The organism is Massilia aurea (assembly GCF_024753205.1).
GTDB lineage: Bacteria > Pseudomonadota > Gammaproteobacteria > Burkholderiales > Burkholderiaceae_D > Telluria > Telluria aurea.
Window position 1 is genome coordinate 1,277,045 of record NZ_JANUGZ010000001.1, and the last position, 19,254, is coordinate 1,296,298.

Annotated in this window: 10 protein-coding genes; 2 read left to right on the top strand and 8 right to left on the bottom strand. The window is 66.9% G+C overall.

Annotation, left to right across the window (positions count from 1 at the left end):
• Window positions 1–77 precede the first annotated feature (77 nt).
• Together NX775_RS24145 and NX775_RS05525 are read left to right on the top strand one after the other, a co-directional pair.
• Window positions 78–1,592: an ATP-binding protein gene (locus NX775_RS24145; RefSeq protein ID WP_258835059.1), complete on the top strand. Its 1,515-nt coding sequence runs from the start codon at window positions 78–80 to the stop codon at window positions 1,590–1,592.
• Window positions 1,589–2,254, top strand: a complete 666-nt coding sequence (locus NX775_RS05525; RefSeq protein WP_258835060.1) for a response regulator — start codon at window positions 1,589–1,591, stop codon at window positions 2,252–2,254. Before NX775_RS24145 ends, NX775_RS05525 begins: the two co-directional genes overlap by 4 nt.
• A 3-nt stretch (window positions 2,255–2,257) precedes the next feature.
• Here NX775_RS05525 and NX775_RS05530 read toward each other — a convergent pair whose 3' ends face one another.
• From NX775_RS05530 to NX775_RS05565, 8 genes are all read right to left on the bottom strand, one after another.
• Window positions 2,258–3,538, bottom strand: a complete 1,281-nt coding sequence (locus NX775_RS05530; protein ID WP_258835061.1) for a sugar MFS transporter — start codon at window positions 3,536–3,538, stop codon at window positions 2,258–2,260.
• Between the two features lie 35 nt (window positions 3,539–3,573).
• On the bottom strand, window positions 3,574–5,997 hold the full coding sequence (locus NX775_RS05535; RefSeq protein WP_258835117.1) for a GH92 family glycosyl hydrolase: 2,424 nt from the start codon (window positions 5,995–5,997) through the stop codon (window positions 3,574–3,576).
• On the bottom strand, window positions 5,997–6,920 hold the full coding sequence (locus NX775_RS05540; RefSeq protein ID WP_258835062.1) for a carbohydrate kinase family protein: 924 nt from the start codon (window positions 6,918–6,920) through the stop codon (window positions 5,997–5,999). Before NX775_RS05540 ends, NX775_RS05535 begins: the two co-directional genes overlap by 1 nt.
• On the bottom strand, window positions 6,913–8,130 hold the full coding sequence (locus NX775_RS05545) for an AGE family epimerase/isomerase (RefSeq protein WP_258835063.1): 1,218 nt from the start codon (window positions 8,128–8,130) through the stop codon (window positions 6,913–6,915). Before NX775_RS05545 ends, NX775_RS05540 begins: the two co-directional genes overlap by 8 nt.
• A gap of 22 nt (window positions 8,131–8,152) precedes the next feature.
• Window positions 8,153–9,184 carry a LacI family DNA-binding transcriptional regulator gene (locus tag NX775_RS05550; protein ID WP_258835064.1) on the bottom strand — a complete coding sequence of 344 codons (1,032 nt, stop codon included), beginning with the start codon at window positions 9,182–9,184 and terminating at the stop codon, window positions 8,153–8,155.
• A 233-nt stretch (window positions 9,185–9,417) separates the two neighbouring features.
• Window positions 9,418–12,735, bottom strand: a complete 3,318-nt coding sequence (locus NX775_RS05555) for a GH92 family glycosyl hydrolase (protein WP_258835065.1) — start codon at window positions 12,733–12,735, stop codon at window positions 9,418–9,420.
• Window positions 12,732–15,431, bottom strand: coding sequence for a beta-mannosidase (locus NX775_RS05560; RefSeq protein ID WP_258835066.1), 2,700 nt, complete (start codon window positions 15,429–15,431; stop codon window positions 12,732–12,734). The genes NX775_RS05555 and NX775_RS05560 overlap by 4 nt, the downstream gene beginning before the upstream one ends.
• Window positions 15,432–15,739: 308 nt before the next feature.
• A complete protein-coding gene (locus tag NX775_RS05565; RefSeq protein ID WP_258835067.1) occupies window positions 15,740–18,946 on the bottom strand; it encodes a TonB-dependent receptor in 3,207 nt (1,068 codons plus the stop codon).
• Window positions 18,947–19,254 lie beyond the last annotated feature (308 nt).

Genomic DNA, 19,254 nt, shown 5'->3' on the forward strand with positions numbered 1-19,254 from the left:
AACATCGTGCACGTTCAACATGCCGCGTCGCGATGCTGATGGCTTACCATGCGCTGTCACCACTTCCTTGCCCGCCCGTGAAAATCGCCATCGGCCACCGCCTCTTTGCCTCCGTGCTCCTTGCCATGCTGACGGTGGCCGCCGCCGCCGTGCTGCTGCTGCGCCAGAATGTGCTGGGCAGTTTCGGCGACTACGCGGTGGCGATTGAACTGGATCGCCTCAATGAGCTCTCCGGCGCCGTCGCGCGCCAGTACAGCCAGCATGGCGACTGGACGTTCCTGCCGTCCGGTGACGACCGGCGCGACTGGATCGGCGGCGAATTGACGCGCTTGCAGTCCGTGCGCGGGAAGCCAGTGCCGCCGGTTGGGCCGGTCAGGCCAGTGCCGCCAGTGGATCCCGCAGCGCCTGCTGCACCCGCCGCTCCCCTGCACACGCGAGCCGGCCCGCCCATGCCGCCGCTCCCACCGCCCCCACCCGCCCCACCCGGCGTCATCGCGGATCTGCACACACGCATCACCCTGCTCGATGCAAATGGCGGCTATCTTGCCGGCCGCCTGCCGGGCAACCTGCCCCTGGCCCGGCGCGCGATCACCGTCGATGACCGCACCATCGGCTATTTCGGCGTCGCACGCAGTGCGCGGCCCAGCGACGCGATGGCGTTCGCATTTCTCGACCAGTTGCAGCGCAGCCTGTGGCTGATCGGCGGACTTGCCCTTTTGCTCAGCGCGCTGGCCGCGATCGCCCTGGCGCGCCACTTCCGGCGCCCGATCGACCGCCTTGCGCGCGGCGCCGGCGCGCTGGCTGCGGGCGACTACGCCGTGCGCCTGCCGGCCCAGCGCAGCGATGAACTGGGCGACCTCGCACGCCACTTCAATGCGCTGGCCGAGCGGCTCGATCAGGCCGAAGCGGCGCGTCGCCAGTGGGTGGCCGACACGTCGCACGAACTGCGCACACCGCTGGCCGTGCTGCGCGCGCAGCTCGAAGCAATCCAGGATGGCGTGCGCCAGGCCACGCCAAACACTGTCGATGCGATGGTGCTGCAGGTACACGCGCTGACGAAGCTGATCGATGAACTGTATGCGCTGGCGCGGGCCGATGTCGGCGAACTGGCATGCCAGCGCGTGCCGCTCGATCTGTGGGAACTGGCGACCGCTGAAGCGCAAGCATTCGGCGCGCGCTTCCAGGCGGCCAACCTGACCTTCAAGACCGCCCCGGCGCCGGCACAATCACAGGTGCTGGGCGACCCGGACCGCCTGCGTCAGGTACTGGCCAACCTGTTCGAAAACAGCCTGCGCTACACGGCGCCCGGCGGCGCGGTGCGGCTGAGCGCGCAGGTGCACGACGGCCAGTTGCACCTGACGCTCGACGACAGCGCGCCCGGCGTGCCCGATGCCGCGCTGGCGCGCCTGGCCGAGCGCTTCTACCGCGTCGATGCATCGCGCAGCCGCGCGCATGGCGGCGCCGGCCTCGGTCTGGCCTTGAGCCGGCGCCTGCTTGCCGCGCAGGGCGGCGCACTGGCGTTTGCCCACTCGCCACTGGGCGGCTTGCGCGTGACCGTGTCGCTGCCGCTGCAAAAAAAGGACACGCCATGAACAGCACCATCATGATCGTCGAGGACGAGCCGGAACTGGCCGCCGTGATCGCCGACTACGCACGCGCAGCCGGCTATGTCCCAACCGTGCACGGCGACGGCGCGCAAGCCCTGGCCGCGATCCGCGCAACACCACCGGATCTGATCGTGCTCGACCTGATGTTGCCTGGCCTGGATGGCCTGGCGCTGTGCCGCGCGGTGCGCGCATTTTCGGAGGTGCCGATCGTGATGGTGACGGCGCGCGTCGAAGAAATCGACCGCTTGCTGGGATTGGAACTGGGCGCCGACGACTACCTGTGCAAGCCGTTCAGCCCACGCGAACTGATGGCGCGCATCAAGGCGATCCTGCGCCGGGCTGGAAGCCCAGGCGCAGCGGCGGCAGCGCTGTTACTGGATGAAGGCGCCCGCAGCGTCAAGGTCCACGGCCGCGCGCTCGACCTGACGCCAAGCGAGTACGCGATCCTGGCTGCGCTGGCGCGCCGGCCGGGCCAGGTGCTGTCGCGCGCCCAGCTGCTCGACGCGGCCCGCGCCGACAATTTCGACGCCACCGACCGCGCGATCGACAGCCACGTCAAGAACCTGCGGCGCAAGATCGACGCGGCGGCGCCAGGGCTGGAGCCGATCCGCTCGATCTACGGCCTCGGCTACCGCTACGACATGTGAAACCTATTTCGGCGCGTACATCGACGCGTAGCGCGCGCCGAAGTACAGGATGAACGCATAGCATGCGGCCGGCAGCAGGAACGAGATCTGCACGCCCAGCGAATCGGCCAGCGCGCCCTGCGCGAACGGCACCAGAGCGCCGCCGACGATGGCCATGCACAGGATGCCGGAACCCTGGCCCGTGTGCTTGCCCAGGCCGTGCAGCGCCATGCTGAAGATCGTCGGAAACATGATCGAGTTGCACAGGCCAACCGCCAGGATCGCCCACATCGCGATGTCGCCCTGCGCGAATGTACCGACCAGCACCAGCACGATTGCCGCCACCGAGTTGAACGCCAGCGTCTTGCCAGGGCTGACCACACGCATCACGGCAAAGCCGATGAAGCGCCCCACCATGGCGCCGCCCCAGTAGATGCTGACGTAATGGGCGGCGTCGGCGTGCGCGAGGCCAGCGATCTGCGGCTCGCCAATGAAGTTGATCAGGAAGCTGCCGATGCTTACTTCGGCGCCCACGTACAGGAAGATGCCGATCGCCCCCAGCACCAGGTGGCGATGCGCCAGCACCGAGCCGGCGGCACCCGCCACCGGCGTGCCATCGTCCTCGGCCGCGACAATCTTCGGCAGCTTCGCCATCAGGAACATCACGGCCAGTACGACCAGCAAGCCGGCCAGCATCAGGTACGGCCCGCGTACGCTGGCTGCTTCCGCCGCTGCATCGCTGCCCGCCACGGCGGCAGCACCGGCCGCCGACAGGATCAGCACACCGCCCACGGCCGGACCGATCGTGGTACCAAGCGAATTGAACGCCTGCGTGAGCGTCAGGCGGCTCGACGCGGTGCGCGCCGGCCCCAGTACCGCGACATACGGATTGGCCGCGACCTGCAGCACCGTGATGCCCGAGGCCAGCACGAACAGCGCCAGCAGGAACATGCCGTAGCCACCGGAAGCGGCCGGATAGAACAGCGTACAGCCGCCAGCAGCGACCAGCAGGCCCGTCACGGCGCCCTTCTGGTAACCGATGCGGCGAATCAGCACGCCGGCTGGCAGCGACACGATCGCATACGCGCCGAAGAAGCAGAACTGCACCAGCATCGCCTGCACATACGTCAGCGTGTACACCGCCTTCAGGTGCGGGATCAGGACGTCGTTGAGCGACGTGATCAGGCCCCACATGAAGAACAGGATGGTGACGATGACGAGCGCCCCCGTGTTACTGCCTTGTTGCGTCCCGGGGGGACCATCCTGCCGCGCGACCGGTGCCGCGCCCGTTGCCATATTGGCCATGCTGTCTCCTGATGATTGTTATTGTGGTCGGGTGCTTAGCGCGCCATGCCGGCGGGCGGCCGTGGCAGGTCGCGGGCACGCGTGCCCCAGCCCTGCGCATCCGGCTGCGGCGCCAGCTGGTACTTCAGCGCGCCGCCCGACTGCAGTTGCTCCCAGTCGAGCCAGACGCGTTCGACCGCACGGCCACCGTAGTTGACCGACTTGACGAAACCGCGCTGGCCGGGCTTGGCGCCCGCGGCGTCGATGCGCAGCGTGCGGCCCTGGGCCAGGTCGATCTCGGCGCCGGCAAAGCGCGGTGCGTGCAGCAGGAAGCGGCCGCTGCCCGGCATGTCCGGATAGATGCCCAGTGCGCTGAACAGGTACCAGGCCGACATCGTGCCCAGGTCATCGTTGCCCGTCACGCCGCCCGGCCCATTGGTAAACAGCGTCTCGGCAGCACGCAGCACGGTGGTCGTCTTCCACGGCTGGCCCATCAGCGTGTACATCCACGGTGCGTGCAGGTCCGGCTCGTTGTTCGGGTTGTAGCGGAATTGGGCGTAGTAGCTGTACGGCCCCACCACCCACGACTTGCGCACGGCGTTCGGGTCGGCCAGCACGGCCTCGTAATCGAAGAACTGGTCGAGGCGGCCGAGGGCCGGCGTCTGGCCACCCATCGCTGCGGCCAGGCCCGGCACGTCCTGCGGCGCCAGCCACTGGTATTGCCACGCCGTGCCTTCATGGAAGCCATGGTCGCCGCGCGGGTCGAACCCGCTGCCGACATCGGCGAACCAGCTGCCGTCGATCAGGCGTGGGCGCGGGAAGCCGCGCTGGCCGGTCGGTTCGTCGACCGCGTTCGTGTCCCAGATCGTTTTCCAGTTCAGCGCGCGCTGCGCCAGCACACGGGCATCGTCCTCGTGGCCAAGCGCCTTGGCCATCTCGGCCAGCGCACCATCGGCCAGAGCGTATTCGAGCGTCGCCGAGGCGCCGTGGTGCGGATCGGTGTCCATCCCTTTCGACACAAAACTGCGGTCGTACTGCACGAAGCCCTGCTTCATGTAGTTCGGATTACCCGAGCGGCCTTGTGGACGGATGCCGTGGGCCGGCACGCCAAATGCGTTCTCGCGCAGCGCCGTGTAAGCCTGGGCTTCGCGGCCCTTCAGCGCGCCGAAGCGCCACAGATCGACGAGGAACGGCGTGACCGGATCGCCCGTCATGATATTGGTCTCGAAGTTGGCATAGCCCCAGCGTGGCAGCCAGCCGCCCTGGTCGCGGATCGCCAGCACCGAGGTCGCGATATCGCGCGCGCGCTCGGGCCGGATCAGCGCCAGCAACTGGTTCTGCGCGCGGTAGGTGTCCCACAGCGAGAAGAATTCGTAGTAGGTCCAGTCTTTTGCGGTATGAATCGCATCGTCGTAGCCGCGATAGCGGCCATCGGCGTCGTTGCCCGTCAGCGGTTGCAGCAGCGCGTGATACAGCGCCGTGTAGAACACGGTGCGGTCGTCCTTGCTGCCGCCCTTGATGCGCACGCTCTTGAGTTCACGCTGCCAGGTGGCCTGCGCCTTTGTCTTCATGGCGTCGAAGCTCAAGGCCTTGTCGCCGGTCTTGCCGTCGGCGGCGAGGTTGATGCGCGCGCCTTCGGCGTCGACGTGCGAGATCGCGCTCACAGCAGTGACGGCCTGGCCGTTCTTCAGGTCAAAGGTCAGCCACACGCCATGCGGCTTGGCTTCGCCCTGCTGGCTTGGACCGGCAGCGCCGGGCCAGCCGCCGCGATCGTCCCAGACGCCCTTGGCGGCGATCGGCTGGTCGAACTCCATGCGGAACCAGGTCGTGTACTTGGCGCCGCCGCAGAAACTGCGGGTGACGATCTTGCCTTCGACGGCGCGCTCGCCGACGACCTGCACTTCGCTGCCGATGACGCCATGGCGCTCGTTGGCCTGGGCCACGTTGAGCAGCACGTGGCCGGTCTTGGTGCCCGGCGCATAGGTATAGCGTTCGGCGGCGGCGCGGGTCAGCGCGGTCGCTTCGGCCGTGATGCCGCCGTAGCTGGTCAGCTTGACCTTGTAGTAGCCGGCCTGGCCGATTTCGCCGTCATGCGTGTAGTCGGCGGCGTAGCGCTTGTGGTCGAACGTGCCTTTCTTGGCGGTGTCGAAATCCCCGCCCGGGCCGATGGTGCCGGTGACCGGCAGCACCGACAGCTGCCCGCCCTGCTCCCAGCAGCCGGCGCCGGACAGGAACGAGTGGCCAAAGCCGCGGATCCGCTTGTCGCTGTAGCGGTAGCCGGCGTAGTGGTCGGCGATCGGGCTGACCTGGATCATGCCGAATGGTGCGGAGGCGCCGGGGAAGGTATTGCCTTCATCCTGGGTGCCGATGAAGGTGTTGACCGGCATGCTGTCGGCCGCCAGCGCGACCTGTGCGCCCAGGGGCAGCAGGCAGGCCAGCACCAGCGTGGGGACACTGAAACGGGTACGGAAATGCGGCATCACGATGCTTCTCCTTCGAGCAGTTCGAACAGTTGGTGCATGGCCGCCGGTGGCGGTGGGGTGGCGCCGGCCTGCAGGCAGGCGGCGGAGCCGGCCGCCAGTGCGGCGTGCAGGTGCGCCTGCAAGGGGCGCTGCGGATGGCGCGCAAGGCTTTGCAACAGGCCAGCGGCGCTGGCGTCGCCCGCGCCGACTGTATCCACGACCGCCACTTTCGGCGCCAATGCGTGGCAGCGCTCGTCGCCATGGAACAGGCTCGCGCCCTGGCCGCCGCGCGTGAGCAGGCAGTAGGCGGCCGGGTTGAACGCGCGCAGGCGCGCCAGGGCATCGTCCAGCCCCAGGCCGGGGAACAGGCCGCGCAGGTCGTCGTCCGATACCTTGATCAGGTCGGCCAGCGAAGCCATCGCTTCGAGCGTCGGCGTGTAGCGCGCATCCATCAGGTTGCGGTAGTTCGGATCGAAGCTGATCGACACGCCGCGCTCTTTCAGCGTGCGCGCCAGCGCCACCAGCGTGGCAGCCAGCGGCTCGCGCGCCAGGCTGATGCCGCCGAAGTGCGCCCAGCGCAGGCCGTCGAAGGCGCCCGCCGGCAGCGCGGCCGGATCGAAATGCAGGTCGGCGCTGTCGTCGCCGATGAAGAAGTAGCGCGGCGGCTCGCCGCCCTCGACCACGGCCAGCAGCGGCGCGCGGTCCACGCGCTGCAGCAGGCGCAGGTCCAGGCCGGCCGCTTCGCTGGCGGCCCACAGCGCGTCGCCAAAACGGTCGCGGCTGATCGCGCCGGCAAATGCCGTCGGCTCGCCCAGCACCGCCAGCGCACGCGCCACGTTCCAGGTCGAGCCGCCCACGCGGCTGACCCAGCGTTCGTCGCCCTGGTGGATCATGTCGGTCAGCGCCTCGCCGGCGCACAGCATGAACGGCGCATCAACCATGACGGTTTCCTTTCATCGCGGCGACGATGTCGTAGACGGCGCCCATCGTGTGGTAATCGACCTTGCCGGCCGGGCTTTTCTCGTCACTGAGCTTGCGGTTCTCGCGGTCCAGGATGCGGTACCAGGCGCCGTGCTCGTGGTCGACGAAGTGGCTCCAGCTGTATTGCCACAGTCGTTCGTACCAGGTCCAGTAGGCGTCGTTGCCGGTGCGCGTGGCCAAGAGCGCCGCGGCGGCGGCGCTTTCGGCCTGCACCCAGAAGTACTTGTGGCTGTCGCAGACGGTCAGGTCAGGCGCGAGCGAATAGGCCACGCCGCCGAACTCGTTGTCCCAGCCCTTCTCCACCGCGACCTTGAACAGGCGCTCGGCGGTCGGCAGCAGCCAGCTCAGGTCATCCGTCAGAACGCCCGGGGCGCGCGCTTCGAGCTGCACGAGCAGCTTGGCCCATTCGGTGAAATGGCCGGGCTGGTAGCCCCACGGGCGGAACAGGTTTTCCGGGTCGTCGATGTTGAACTTCCAGTCTGGCTGCCACTGTTCGTCGTAGTGTTCCCAGATCAGGCCACCGCAGCGCGCGGCCTGGCGCTGCGTGATGTTGCTGGCCACCAGATAGGCGCGCTCGAGGTAGCGTGCTTCGCCCGTCGCTTGATGCGCCGCCAGCAGTGCTTCAACCGCATGCATGTTGGCGTTCTGGCCGCGGTAGGTCGACAGCGTGCTCCAATCGTGGCTCGCCTCGTCGGCGTACAGGCCATCGGCCGCATTCCAGAAACGCGCTTCCATCAGGTCGAACGTCTCGCCGATCCAGGCGCGCGTCTCTTCCAGCCCCGCCATCGTCGCATGCGAATACGCCAGCAGCACGAAGGCCTGGCCATAGGCATGCTGGGTGCCGTCTTCGACCTCGCGCCCGTCCAGCATCCACGCGTAGCCGCTGCCGTCCGGTGCGCGGTGCGCATCGCGCAGGAAGCGCACCGCATGCTGCAGGCCGTCCAGGTAGGCTGCGTCGCCAAACTGACGGTACGCCATCGCGTAGGTGAACACGAAGCGCGTGCTGCTTACCAGGTGGCGGTGGCGCGGGTCGTAGACGGCGCCGTCATCCTTGAAATAGTGGAACATGCCGCCGGCGGGATCGATCGCGCGCGGGTGGTAGAAACGCATCGTGTGGCGTGCGTGGTCGAGCAGCTGGTCCGGGCTGCGAAAGTTCGGGAACGTGGTCATGGTGGGGGCTGGTGGTTGTACGCTAGTCGTCGTAGCTGCTCTCGCGCACGATCATCTCGACTGGCAGGGTTATCTGGGTGGCGTCCACGTCGCTCTGCTGGAAGCCGGGCTGTTGAGAGTTGGTTTGTTGAAGCTCGGGCTTGGCGAGCAGCGCATCGACGCCTGCGCGGCCCAGCGCTTCCTTGTCTACGCGCACGGTGCTCAGTGGCGGGATGGCGGCAGCCGCCGCGGCGATGTCGTCGAAGCCGACGATGGCGAGGTCGTAGGGAATCTTGAGCCCCTCGCCCAGGCAGTACTTCATCGCGACCAGCGCCGTGCTGTCGTTGTAGCAGAACAGCGCGTCGGGCCGCTTCGGCAGCGCCAGCAGGCTGCGCATCGCCTCGATCACGCCGTCGTCGCCCTCGCCCATGGTGGGCACGCTCACTTCGAGGTTTGGATCGGCATGCATCTTCGCGTCGAACAGCGCCTGGCGGAAACCGCGGTTGCGCTGCCCGATGCTGTAGTGGGCCAGGGACCCCGACAGCATCGCGATGCGCTTGCGCCCGACGCGCAGCAGGTGCTGCGTGGCGAGGTAGCCGCCGCTGATATTGTCCGGGTTGATCGACGTGAAACCGCGCCGGTGCATGTCGACCAGCACCATCGGCTTGCCGGTCTGCTGCAGGGCCGTGAGGATTTCCGGCTCAAAAAAGCCGGCGCACAGGATCGCGTCAGGCTGGTGCAGGCGGATCTGCTCCAGTACGGGCTCGGCCGGCCCGACGACGATCAGCGACAGCGCGATCCCCTCGCGCCGGCACGCTTCCTCGGCCCCGTGCAGCACGGGCGTGAAGAAGGGGCTGGACGTGAGAGTGTTGTGCTGGCTGTGCAGCAGGAACGCGATGCGGCGGATCCGGCCTTTCTTGAGCAGCGAAAAGTCGTAACCCAGCCGCAGCGCGGCATCGCGCACGGCCGTACGCGTGGCCTCCGTCATGCCGCCCTGGTTCTTCAGCGCGCGCGAGACGGTGCCAATGGACAGCCCGGTGGCGCTGGCGATATGGCGCAGCGTGACCTGGCTCACGGGCGCGCCTCCGGCATACCGGGCATCGTGATCATGGACATGATCGGTCTCCAATCGTTGGTTTAATAAACGCCTCTGTGGGCGTTTTTTGCGTCGTCCGGATGGCATCCGGCGCGCGTTGTTCCAGTGCGTTTTATAACAGCCGCGCCTCCGGGGCGTCAACGCGGGCAGACTAAACTGCCCGTGTTTTAGCGCGTTTTAGTAAACAAGCAGCGCCCCAGAGTGCGGTGTGTTTACCGCGCCTCGAGCAGCTCCACTTCGGCCAGCTCGAATGCGGCACCCTGCGCAAAGCGCAAGCGGTACGCTTTGTACACGCCTGGCTTGGCGATGCCGAATGGCCGCAGCTGACGCTCCCAGGCAAAGACTTCGTTCTCGCGCGTGTCCAGCGCCACCCAGCCACCCTTGGCGTCCCGGCCCTCCAGCGTCCACGACACCTTGCCCAGCGGCGCCTTGCCGCCGGTGAGCGTGTAGTGGCTGATGCGGGCGCTCTTTGCCAGCGTGATACCGATGTTGGCTGCTGCCAGTACGTCCACCGCCGTTGCTGCATCGTCGTCGGTCAGCGACGCGGGCGCGCGCTTGCCGTCCAGTGTCAGCGTGGCGCCTTTGCTGCGGTCGATCAGGCCTGCGGGACGCTTGCCCGTTGGCGTCAGCGACGCCGGCAAGTCACCTGCCCCGGTGCCCCAGGTCGATGGCGTGCTGCCCATCGTGAATTCCAGCGTCGCGCCGCCAGCGATGTCGTCGTGGCGGATCCATGGTTTGGTCCATGGCTTGCCATTGACGGTGAGCGACTGCACGTAGACGTTCTCCGGGCTGTTGTTATGCGCGATCACGGACAGCGTGCGGCCGTTTTCCAGGCGCACGTCGGTGCGCGCGAACGCCGGCGAGCCGATCACGTATTCGGGTGACCCCATCCGCAGCGGATACAGGCCCATCATCGCGAAGGTGTACCAGGCCGACATCTCGCCATTGTCTTCGTCCCCCGCATAGCCCTGCCCGATCTCGCTGCCCAGGTACAGGCGCGCCAGGATGTCGCGCGTGATCTTCTGCGTCTTGGCAGGCTGGCCGGCGGCCGCATACATCCATGGGATGTGGTGCGACGGCTGGTTGCTGTGCGCGTACATCCCCATGCGCACGTCGCGCGCTTCCGTCATTTCGTGAATCACCTGGCGGTAGCTGCCCGAGAACGCTGCCTGCGCCGTCTCCGGCGTGGCGAAGAAGGTGTCGAGCCGCTTGCCCAGCGCCGCGCGCCCGCCCATCAGGCCCGCCAGTCCTTCGACGTCGTGCGGCACGGTGAACGCGAAGTTCCAGGCATTGGCTTCGGTGTAGTCGCCACCCCAGCGGCGCGGGTCGAACGCCTTGGCCGGCTCGCGCCACGCGCCCTTGGCGTCACGGCCGCGGAAGAACCCCGTGGCCGGGTCGTACAAATGGATGTAATCGGTGGCGCGCGCGCCGAAGTAGGCGGCTTCTTCGCGGTAGCGGCGGCCACGCGCCGTGTCACCCTCCCCGCCGGCCAGCGCGGTCGCCATCTGCGCCAGGCCGAAGTCGTTCAGTGCGCCTTCGAGCGTCCACGACATGCCTTCATGGACCGACGCATCGGCATAGCCGCGGTACATCGACTTGCCCGGGCCCTTGCGCCCGACGTTCGACACGGGCGGCACCACCGTCGCATTCTTCAGCGCCGCCTCATAGGCCTGGTGCGCATCGAAGCCGCGCACGCCCTTGAGCCAGGCGTCGGCGAAAGCGACGTCGGAACTGGTGCCGACCATCAGGTCAGCGTAGCCGGGCGACGACCAGCGTGCCACCCAGCCGCCGTCGCGGTACTGCTGCAGGAAGCCATCGACCATCTCGCCGGCGCGGGTTGGCGCCAGTAGCGCGTAAGCGGGCCAGGTGGTGCGGAAGGTGTCCCAGAAGCCGTTATTGACATACACCTTGCCAGCAACGACCGGTGCAGAGGTCTTGTCGTCGTCGCCCCCGGTCTTGGCCTGCGACCAGCCGCTCTGGTCGGCGTGGCGCCAGTCGGGTTGCTGCGCGCTGCCGACGTTTTCGTGGCCGACGTTCGGGTACAGGAACAGGCGGTACAGGTTCGAGTAGACCGTGGTCAGCTGGTCGTCGCTGGCGCCATCGACCTTCACCCGGCCCAGTTCCTTGTCCCACGCCGCCTGCGCGCGATCGCGCACGGTGTCGAAGCCGGCGTCGCCGATTTCCAGCGCGAGATTCTTTTGCGCCTGCTCGACCGAGATCAGCGAGGTGGCGATACGCATGCTCACTTCGCCGCCGTCGGCCTTGAACTTGATGTAGCCGGTCGGACGGCCCGTCTCAAGGGGGCCGCTGGCCTGCCAGCGCTGGTCGAAGCGGGCGAACACGAACATGCGCGTCGCGCCGTTCGACAGGCCGCTGCGCGTGTCGGTGTAGCCGCGCAGCGTCTGCGTGGCTGCATCCAGACGCAGGCCGCCGCGTGCATCGACGTTATCGAACAGCAGGTTGGCGTCGCCCCCTTGCGGGAAGCGGAAGCGGAAGATCGCCGCCCGCTCGCTTGGCGCAATCTCGGCGCGGATGCCGTTGTCGAAATCCACGCGATACGTGTGCGCACGCGCCACTTCGTTCTCGTGCGAGAACGACAGCGCGCGACGCTTGCGGTCGGGATCGGGTTGACCCATCGCGTTCGACGGCATGATCTGGAAGGTTTGGCGGTCGCCCATCCAGGGGCTGGGCTGGTGGCTCAGCGACAGCGCTTGCAGGCGCGGGCGGTTGTTTTCGTCGTTCTGCTCGTTCCAGCGATACAGCCAGCTCAGGGTGCTGGCGTCGGTGGCGGGCGTCCAGAAGTTGAAACCGTGCGGCATCGCCGTGGCCGGGATATTGTTCCCGCGCGAGAAGGTGCCGTTGGCCTGGGTGCCGCGCGTGGTCAGCACGTGATCCGTTGGACGCTTGGCTTCGGCGCGGGTCTGCTCCCCGATGACGATGTCATCGAGCCAGCCGCTGGCGCCGGCAGCCGCGCTGGGTTGCAGCGCCAGCTCGATCGATTTGATGCGGCGGCCCGCCAGGCTGCCCAGGCGCACCGACTTGTGCGCCCACTGCTGCGGATACAGGGTATTCGACCTGGCCTGCGCCGCTGCGTCGATGCGCACCCCGTGGTTGTCGCGCAGGTCCAGGCTCGAAATGCGGCGGCCATCATCCAGCACCACGTCCAGCGCCACGCCGGTGGACGTGGCGATGTCGCCGTCGACGATCTCGGGCAGCACCTTCCACGACAGGACCGTGTCGGCCTTGATCGCCAGATCGACCGCGAACAGCGGCAAGCGTCCGCCCTTGCCGTCCGCGCGATATTGCAGCGCGCGCAGGCCCGTGTAGCCGGTCTTCGCCTTGGCCGCATACGGTTTGTCAGGGCCACTGCCCGGCGTGACACGGATGCCTTCGCCCGTGCCGATGGCAGGAAGGGGTTCGTTTGCTTCGAACGACGTGGCAAAACCGTTCGCAGTGCGGGGTTCGGCGGCATTGGCCATGCTGGCCAGCAGCATGGCCACGGCGGCGCCGATGGTGTGGGTCTTGTTCATGGGGTGATCTTCCAGGAAGTTGGGTTGGTCGCGCGCATGGCATCACGCAGCGAACGGACATGGAGGGCGGCGCGCAGCACGCTGTCGCTGGCTGTGGACGTCACGCGTACGGTGACTGGTTCGCCCGGCAGCACGGTCAGGGCATTGTCGTGGAACTGCGCATCGACGTCGCCGGCATCGAGCCAGACGCCGCGCGCCAGTGTCGCTGCCGTGATCTCGATGCGGTAGCCGTTACCATCGCGGTGCACGGTCGTCTGCAGGCCAGGGTCGCGCCAGGCGACGTCCTTTGCCGGAACGAAGTAGACGACGCCGGTCGATGCCGGCTCGCCCTCCACCTGCAGCGTGAATACGGCGACGGTCGATGCCGGATCGGCGCCGGCCAGCAGGTCGGCGTCAGCATACGCACCCGTGTCGCGCGCCGACAGCGGCGCAATGTTAATGGTCTGGCTTGTGTCACGCAGCACGGCGCCGTCCAGCGACATCACGCGCGTGCGCAAGGTCCCCTGCACGGCGTGCGTGCGGTCGTTCAGCAGGCTGACGCGTGTGGCGCCGCGGGCGTCGCGCAGTGCCGCGACGGCCACCGGTGCAAAGAAGCGACGCGCATGAAACTGCAGCGCCTTTGGCCGGCCGAACCAGTCGATGCTCGACCAGGACGCGCCCGGCCACACATCGTTGAGCTGCCAGTACAGCGAGCCCATCGTGTGAGGCCGGCTGCGGCGATGGTGCAGCGCGGCCAGCTCGATGCCGTCGGCCTGCATCACCTGGCTCAGGTAGGCAAACGCAGGAAAATCGACCGGCTCGCCAAACTGCTCCCGCACATACTTCATCAGGCGCTCATTGCCCTTGCCGGCCATGAATTTCTGGTGCGCTTCGATGACCGGCGTGGCCACGCCCTGCTCGGTGCGCGTCGCGAACGCGTCGATCGTGCGCTGCACGGGCCAGGCCTGCAGCCCGTACTCGGACATGAAGCGCGGCGTGATGTCGAGGTAATTGGAGACCGGATGCGCCGGATTGCCCCACACTTCCCAGTAGTGCATGTCGCCACTGCCGGGCGTGTTGGCCGCCTCCTGCAAATCGTTGCCGGGCGAGCTCGACCAGTAGCCGATGCCGCCGCCCTCTTCGGCGACCACGCGGCGCAGGTCGACGCCGAACAGCGCGACATACCCGTCCCAGACCTGGCTGGCAAACACGGGATCGGCACGCTCGAGCGTCTTGCGGTGGCCCCAGTTTTTCCAGGCGATCTCCTGCTCGTTATTGCCGCACCAGAGCACGACGCTCGGGCGGTTGCGCAGGCGTCGCACCTGGTCGCGTGCCTCGTGGACGACATTCGCGCGAAACGCCGGATCGTACGCCGGCTGCATCCCGCCGCCGAACATGAAATCCTGCCAGACCATCAGGCCCAGCTCATCGGCGAGGTCGTAGAAATCTTCGTCTTCGTAATAGCCGCCGCCCCAGCTGCGCAGCATGTTCATATTGGCGTCGGCCGCCGATTGCAGCACGCGCCGCAATTGCTCGCGGCGCACGCGCGGCTGGAACATGTCGAACGGGATCGTGTTGGCGCCCTTGGCGAACACGGGAATGCCATTGATGACGAAGTAGAAGCCCTGGCCGGCGGCGTCGCGGTCGCGCCGCAGTTCGACGCTGCGCAGGCCCGTGCGCGCAGTGTGCGTGGTAAGCATGTTGTTGCCATTGCTGATGTCGAGCTGGTAGCGGTACAGCGGCTGCTTGCCGTAGCCGTTCGGGAACCAACGCTGCGGATCGTCGATCCGCACCGGCATTTCAATGAGGTTGGCGCCGGCGCGCAGGTCAATCTGCTTCGTGGCGGCGAGCGTGCGCTGGCCGCCGGGCGCCGTTTGCCACAGGCGCAGCGTGAAGCGCCCGGCGCGCACCGCGTCGAGCGACGCGATGGCGGCAACATCGGCGCGCGTGGCGTCGACGCGGTCCTGGCGTAGCTGCAGGTCCTCGATGCGCACCGCATCCCAGCTGTGCAGCACGACGGGTTTGCCGATGCCTGCGGTGACGTAGCGCGGGCCCCAGTCCCAGCCATAGTGATAGCCGGGTTTGCGCACGAAATTCGCGCTCATTACGTCTTTCGGTTCATCGCCATATGGCGACGCGTAATTGCCGGCGATCTTGTGCGGCATCGCGGCGACCTGCGGCAGCATCGTGTTGATCGGCGAACGGAAGACGATGCGCAGGATGTTGCCGTGTTCCCGCAGGCGGCCTGCCACCGGCACGCGCCAGGTGCGAAACGCATTGTTCGCATCGAGCAGTTTGACGCCGTTGAGCCAGACTTCGGCAAAGGTATCGAGCCCGGCGAATACCAGCTCGCTGCGCGCGCGTTGCAGCACGGCGCGCGGCACGTCGAAGGCGGTGCGGTATTCCCAGTCGGCCAGGCCGATCCACTGCAGGCCCGCTTCGGGCGCGCCGACATACGGATCGGGAATCAGGCCGTGGGCCAGCAAGTCGGTGTGCACGGTGCCCGGCACCGTGGCGGCGCGCCATGGCATGAGGTCGGGATGCGCCGCTTCGCGTGCGTCGCCCGGCAACAGGTGGAAGCGCCAGCCCCCGTCGATGACGAGCTTGTCGGATGGGTTGGCCAGGGCGAGGCCTGCGCAAAAGAAAAGAAGCAGGCCGGCGCACAGCGCGCGCCAGCCGCCGCCGGCCGTCGAGATCGTGTTGATCCGGTCGTTCATGGCGTGATCCTGGAAAAGAGACACTGTCCTGCGTTCAAACCAACCTGATTGTGTGGCGAACCCGGGGTTCGTTGGACGCGTGGACGGGGAACCCGTCCACCCTACGTGTGCGGCAAATCCCGGGTTCGTTGGACGCGTGTGGCAAACCCCGGGGTCGTTGGACGCGTGTGACAAACCCGGGGTTCGTTCGACGCGTGTCCTGCAGGCGGTAGGGTGGACGGCTACGCCGTCCACGCGTTCAACCCAACCTGATTGTGAGGCAATCCGGGGTCCGTTGAACGCGTGACCCCGGCGAGCATCGATACGGACTAGAACTTGTAGTTCAGGCCCATATACGCCACACGGCCGGCGTAGTTGTTGCTGTAGAAGCGCGACTTGGTGTCGTTGCCCAGGTACGAGTGCGACTCTTCCTCGGTGGCGTTCAGCACCGATGCGGTCAGGCTCAGCTGCGGCGTGAAGTTGTACGACGCGTTCAGGTCGACCTGGCTGTACGGCGCCTCATACACGTTCAAGCCGTTCATCAGGCCGTTGACCACCAGGCCGCGGCGGTTATACGACGCGCGCAGCATGAGCCGGTCGGTCGAGTAGAACACCGTCACGTTGGCCTGGTTCTTGGCGCTGCCCACGAGCGGCGAGGTGCCGATCTCGGTGCCGTCGGCCAGCGTGATCGCGGCCTGGTTGGTCTTGTTGTACGTGTAGTTGACCTGGAAGCCGATGCCGTTGTCGAACGTGTGCTGGCCGTACAACTCGATGCCTTTCGACACCGCGTTGCGCCCGCCGGCACTGGTCGCGTAGTTCTGCACCGCGATCGCCTCGCCACCGAGGTTCAGGTTGACGTCACGCACGACCGGCACCGCGAAGTTCTTGACGTTCTTGCGGAAGATGCCTGCGCCGAGCACCGAGCCGCGGTGGAAGTACCACTCCAGGCCCAGGTCGTACTGCGTGGCCTGGTATGGCTCCAGATCCTTGTTGCTGCCCGAACCGAACCAGCCCTGGCGGTCGCCCCCGCCGATCAGGCGGCGATCGTTGACGTATTCCTGGCTGTAGTTGCTCAGGGCGCCCGGCGCGCCGATATCGTTGTAGCTCGGGCGTGCCACGACTTTCGAAGCGGCGCCGCGCAGCAGCAGCGTGTCGGTCAGGTCATACGCAACGTTCAGGCTTGGCAGCACGTCGGTGTAGGTGCGGTCGAGCGAACTGACCACATAGGTCGACACGTGGCCGGTGGCCGGATTGGTTTCGCTGTCCGGCACGACCGTGAAGCCACTCGTGCAACCCGAGCCGGCAGGCGCGCCAGCGGCTGGCAAGCCACCGGCCAGGCATGGCGCCGGCGTGCCGTCAGGACCGTCGAAGAAGTAGTCGTTGTAGTAGTCGACCTTGTCGGTCGAATCGGCATGCTGGCGGGTGCGCACGACGCGCACACCCAGGTTGCCACGCAGGCGGTCGGTCTTGAAATTGCCCTGCAAGTACATCGACGTGATCTTTTCATCCACGTTGTAGATGAAGTTTTCTTCGTTGCGGGTCTGCATCTCGCCATACGTCTGGTTCAGGTACGAGATATAGGCTGGATAGTTGATGCCGGGGAAAGCGCTGGCTTTCAGGCCGCCCGTCAGGTTGCCCAGCGATTCGTCGTACAAAAATTCAGGACGGAACTGGTTGGCCGATGCGTCGCAGCCGTTCTGGTAGCGGCTGTCGTAGTCGGCCGGGTTCGCGCCCTTGCAGACCCAGTAGTTGTTGCCGGTGCTGCGGCTGGTGCCACCATCGCGGTACTTGGCGCCGAACTGGACAGAGTCCAGCCAGTTGCTGTCGGCGTGCCAGGTCAGGTCGGCCTGTGCGTAGTTCTGCTCGGTGCTATTGCGGGTCCAGGACGACGAGGTCGAGCCCAGGTCGATCTCGCCGATGCCGTTGCGCAGGTTCTGCATCAGTTCCGGCGCAAACGTCATCGTTGGCTTGCCGCTCACATCCCACGACGTGGCCGTGTTACCGAGCGACCAGCTGCCGTCGGCATTCTGGCGGCGCGGCTTGATCGGCATGCCGAATTGCAGTTCCGGGCCGCCCTCGGCCCAGGTGCGGCCAGCCTTGAAGGTGGCGTCGACGGACTCGCCCTTCCATTCGACTTCGAAGTCGGCCGTCTGCGACAGCGCCTTCTCGCGGCTGTAGCCGCCGGCGATCTGCGGGGTCGGGATCGTGCAATCGTCCGGGCCGAAGCCGCCGGTGTTGGTCAAGCCGGCAGCGCCAGCCTGCGCGCTGTTGCAGTAGTACGCCTTGCCCGGGCGCGCGCTGTACTGCGCGCCGGTGACGACGGTGCCGCTCGGGTCGAACGTGAGGCCGTCGAGCAGGCGCCCGCCCGGCCAGTTGCCATCGCCGTCGTAGCGCGCGATATTCCATTCCGGGACCTTCAGCTGGTTCAGCTGCGAATTCTGCTGCAGGTCGAAGCGGAAGTAGTTGGCCGTCATGTTCAGGTTGCGCAGCGGCTTGAACTGCAGCGTGACCTGCCCGCCCTTGCGCTCGCGCTCGGTGGTGCGCACATCCAGCGCGACCGCGGTCGGCATCGCGAACTTGGTGTAGTACTTGCCCGACTGATCGTAGAAGCCCGACTGGCCCCACCAGAACGAATTGAGTTTCGATGGCTGGCCATCGGCGCCCACCGGCGGCTGCGCCTTGTAGTCGTCGGCATACCATTGCCAGTTTTCGGTGCTCGCGCCCATCGTGCGCGTGGTGCGCTTTTGCTGGGTGTAGCCGACCAGCACGCCGAAGCGGTTGCTCTCGTCGTGCCACGCGTACTGGCCGGAGAACTGCGGGTCAGTCTTCTTGGTGGTATCGGCCCAGGTGCCTTCGGCGTTGACGAAGCCTGTGCCCGACTTGACGTCGAGCGGCCGGCGCGTGCGCAGGATCACCGTGCCGCCGATGCCGCCTTCGTCGAAGCGCGCTTCGGACGTCTTGTACAGCTCGGCGCTGGCCAGCATGTTCGACGGCATCAGCATGTAGTTGAACGAGCGCGACGGATCGCCATTCGATTCGGCAGTGGCGACGTAGTTGCCGTTCAGCTGGGTCAGGGTCAGGTCGGACGACAGGCCGCGCACGCTGACGTTCTTGCCTTCGCCGCCACTGCGGGTGACGACCACACCTGGCACGCGCTGGAGCGCATCGGCCACGTTCTTGTCCGGGAATTTGCCCACGTCTTCGGCGGTCACCACCTCGACGATGGAATTGGCTTCACGCTTCTGGTCGAGGCTTTTCTCGATGGAGTAGCGGAAGCCCGTCACCACCACCGTCGACGGGCTGGCAGCGGCAGGCTGGTCGGCGGACGGCGCCTCGGTGGCTGCAGTTGCAACTGCGGTTGCGGCCGGGACCGTTTGGGTTGCGCCTGGCTGTGCGGCCGGCGGCTGGGCCGGCTGGTCGGCCGGCATGGTCTGGGCGTGAACGGTCGACAGCGACAGCAGCGCGAGGCTGACGGCCATGGCGATGGGCGTGACGCTGCAGCGCTGCCGTGAAGCGCGGTGGGTGTGTGAATGCATGTGTGTCTCCTGGTCGTGCCCTGTATGGGCTATCTTTTATGGCGGCAGCTGGTTTCGGCGGCCGTCAACCGGCAGCCTTTGCGCATCGCAACGTGAAGCGTCCCGATGTCATCGCCAGCGCGACACGTTCTCAAGGTGTCGCCTGCCAGCCTGTCGCAGATTTACTAAACGGCGGGCATCTCGTCTGCATATCGCAGGGGTCGTGCAAACCGGTACCGCAAATTTATACAAGTAGTGTGTGAAGCCTCAACAAACTTTGGCGGTTTGCGTGAAGTTTAGTGCCGTTTAGTAAACGACGAGTGCACAAT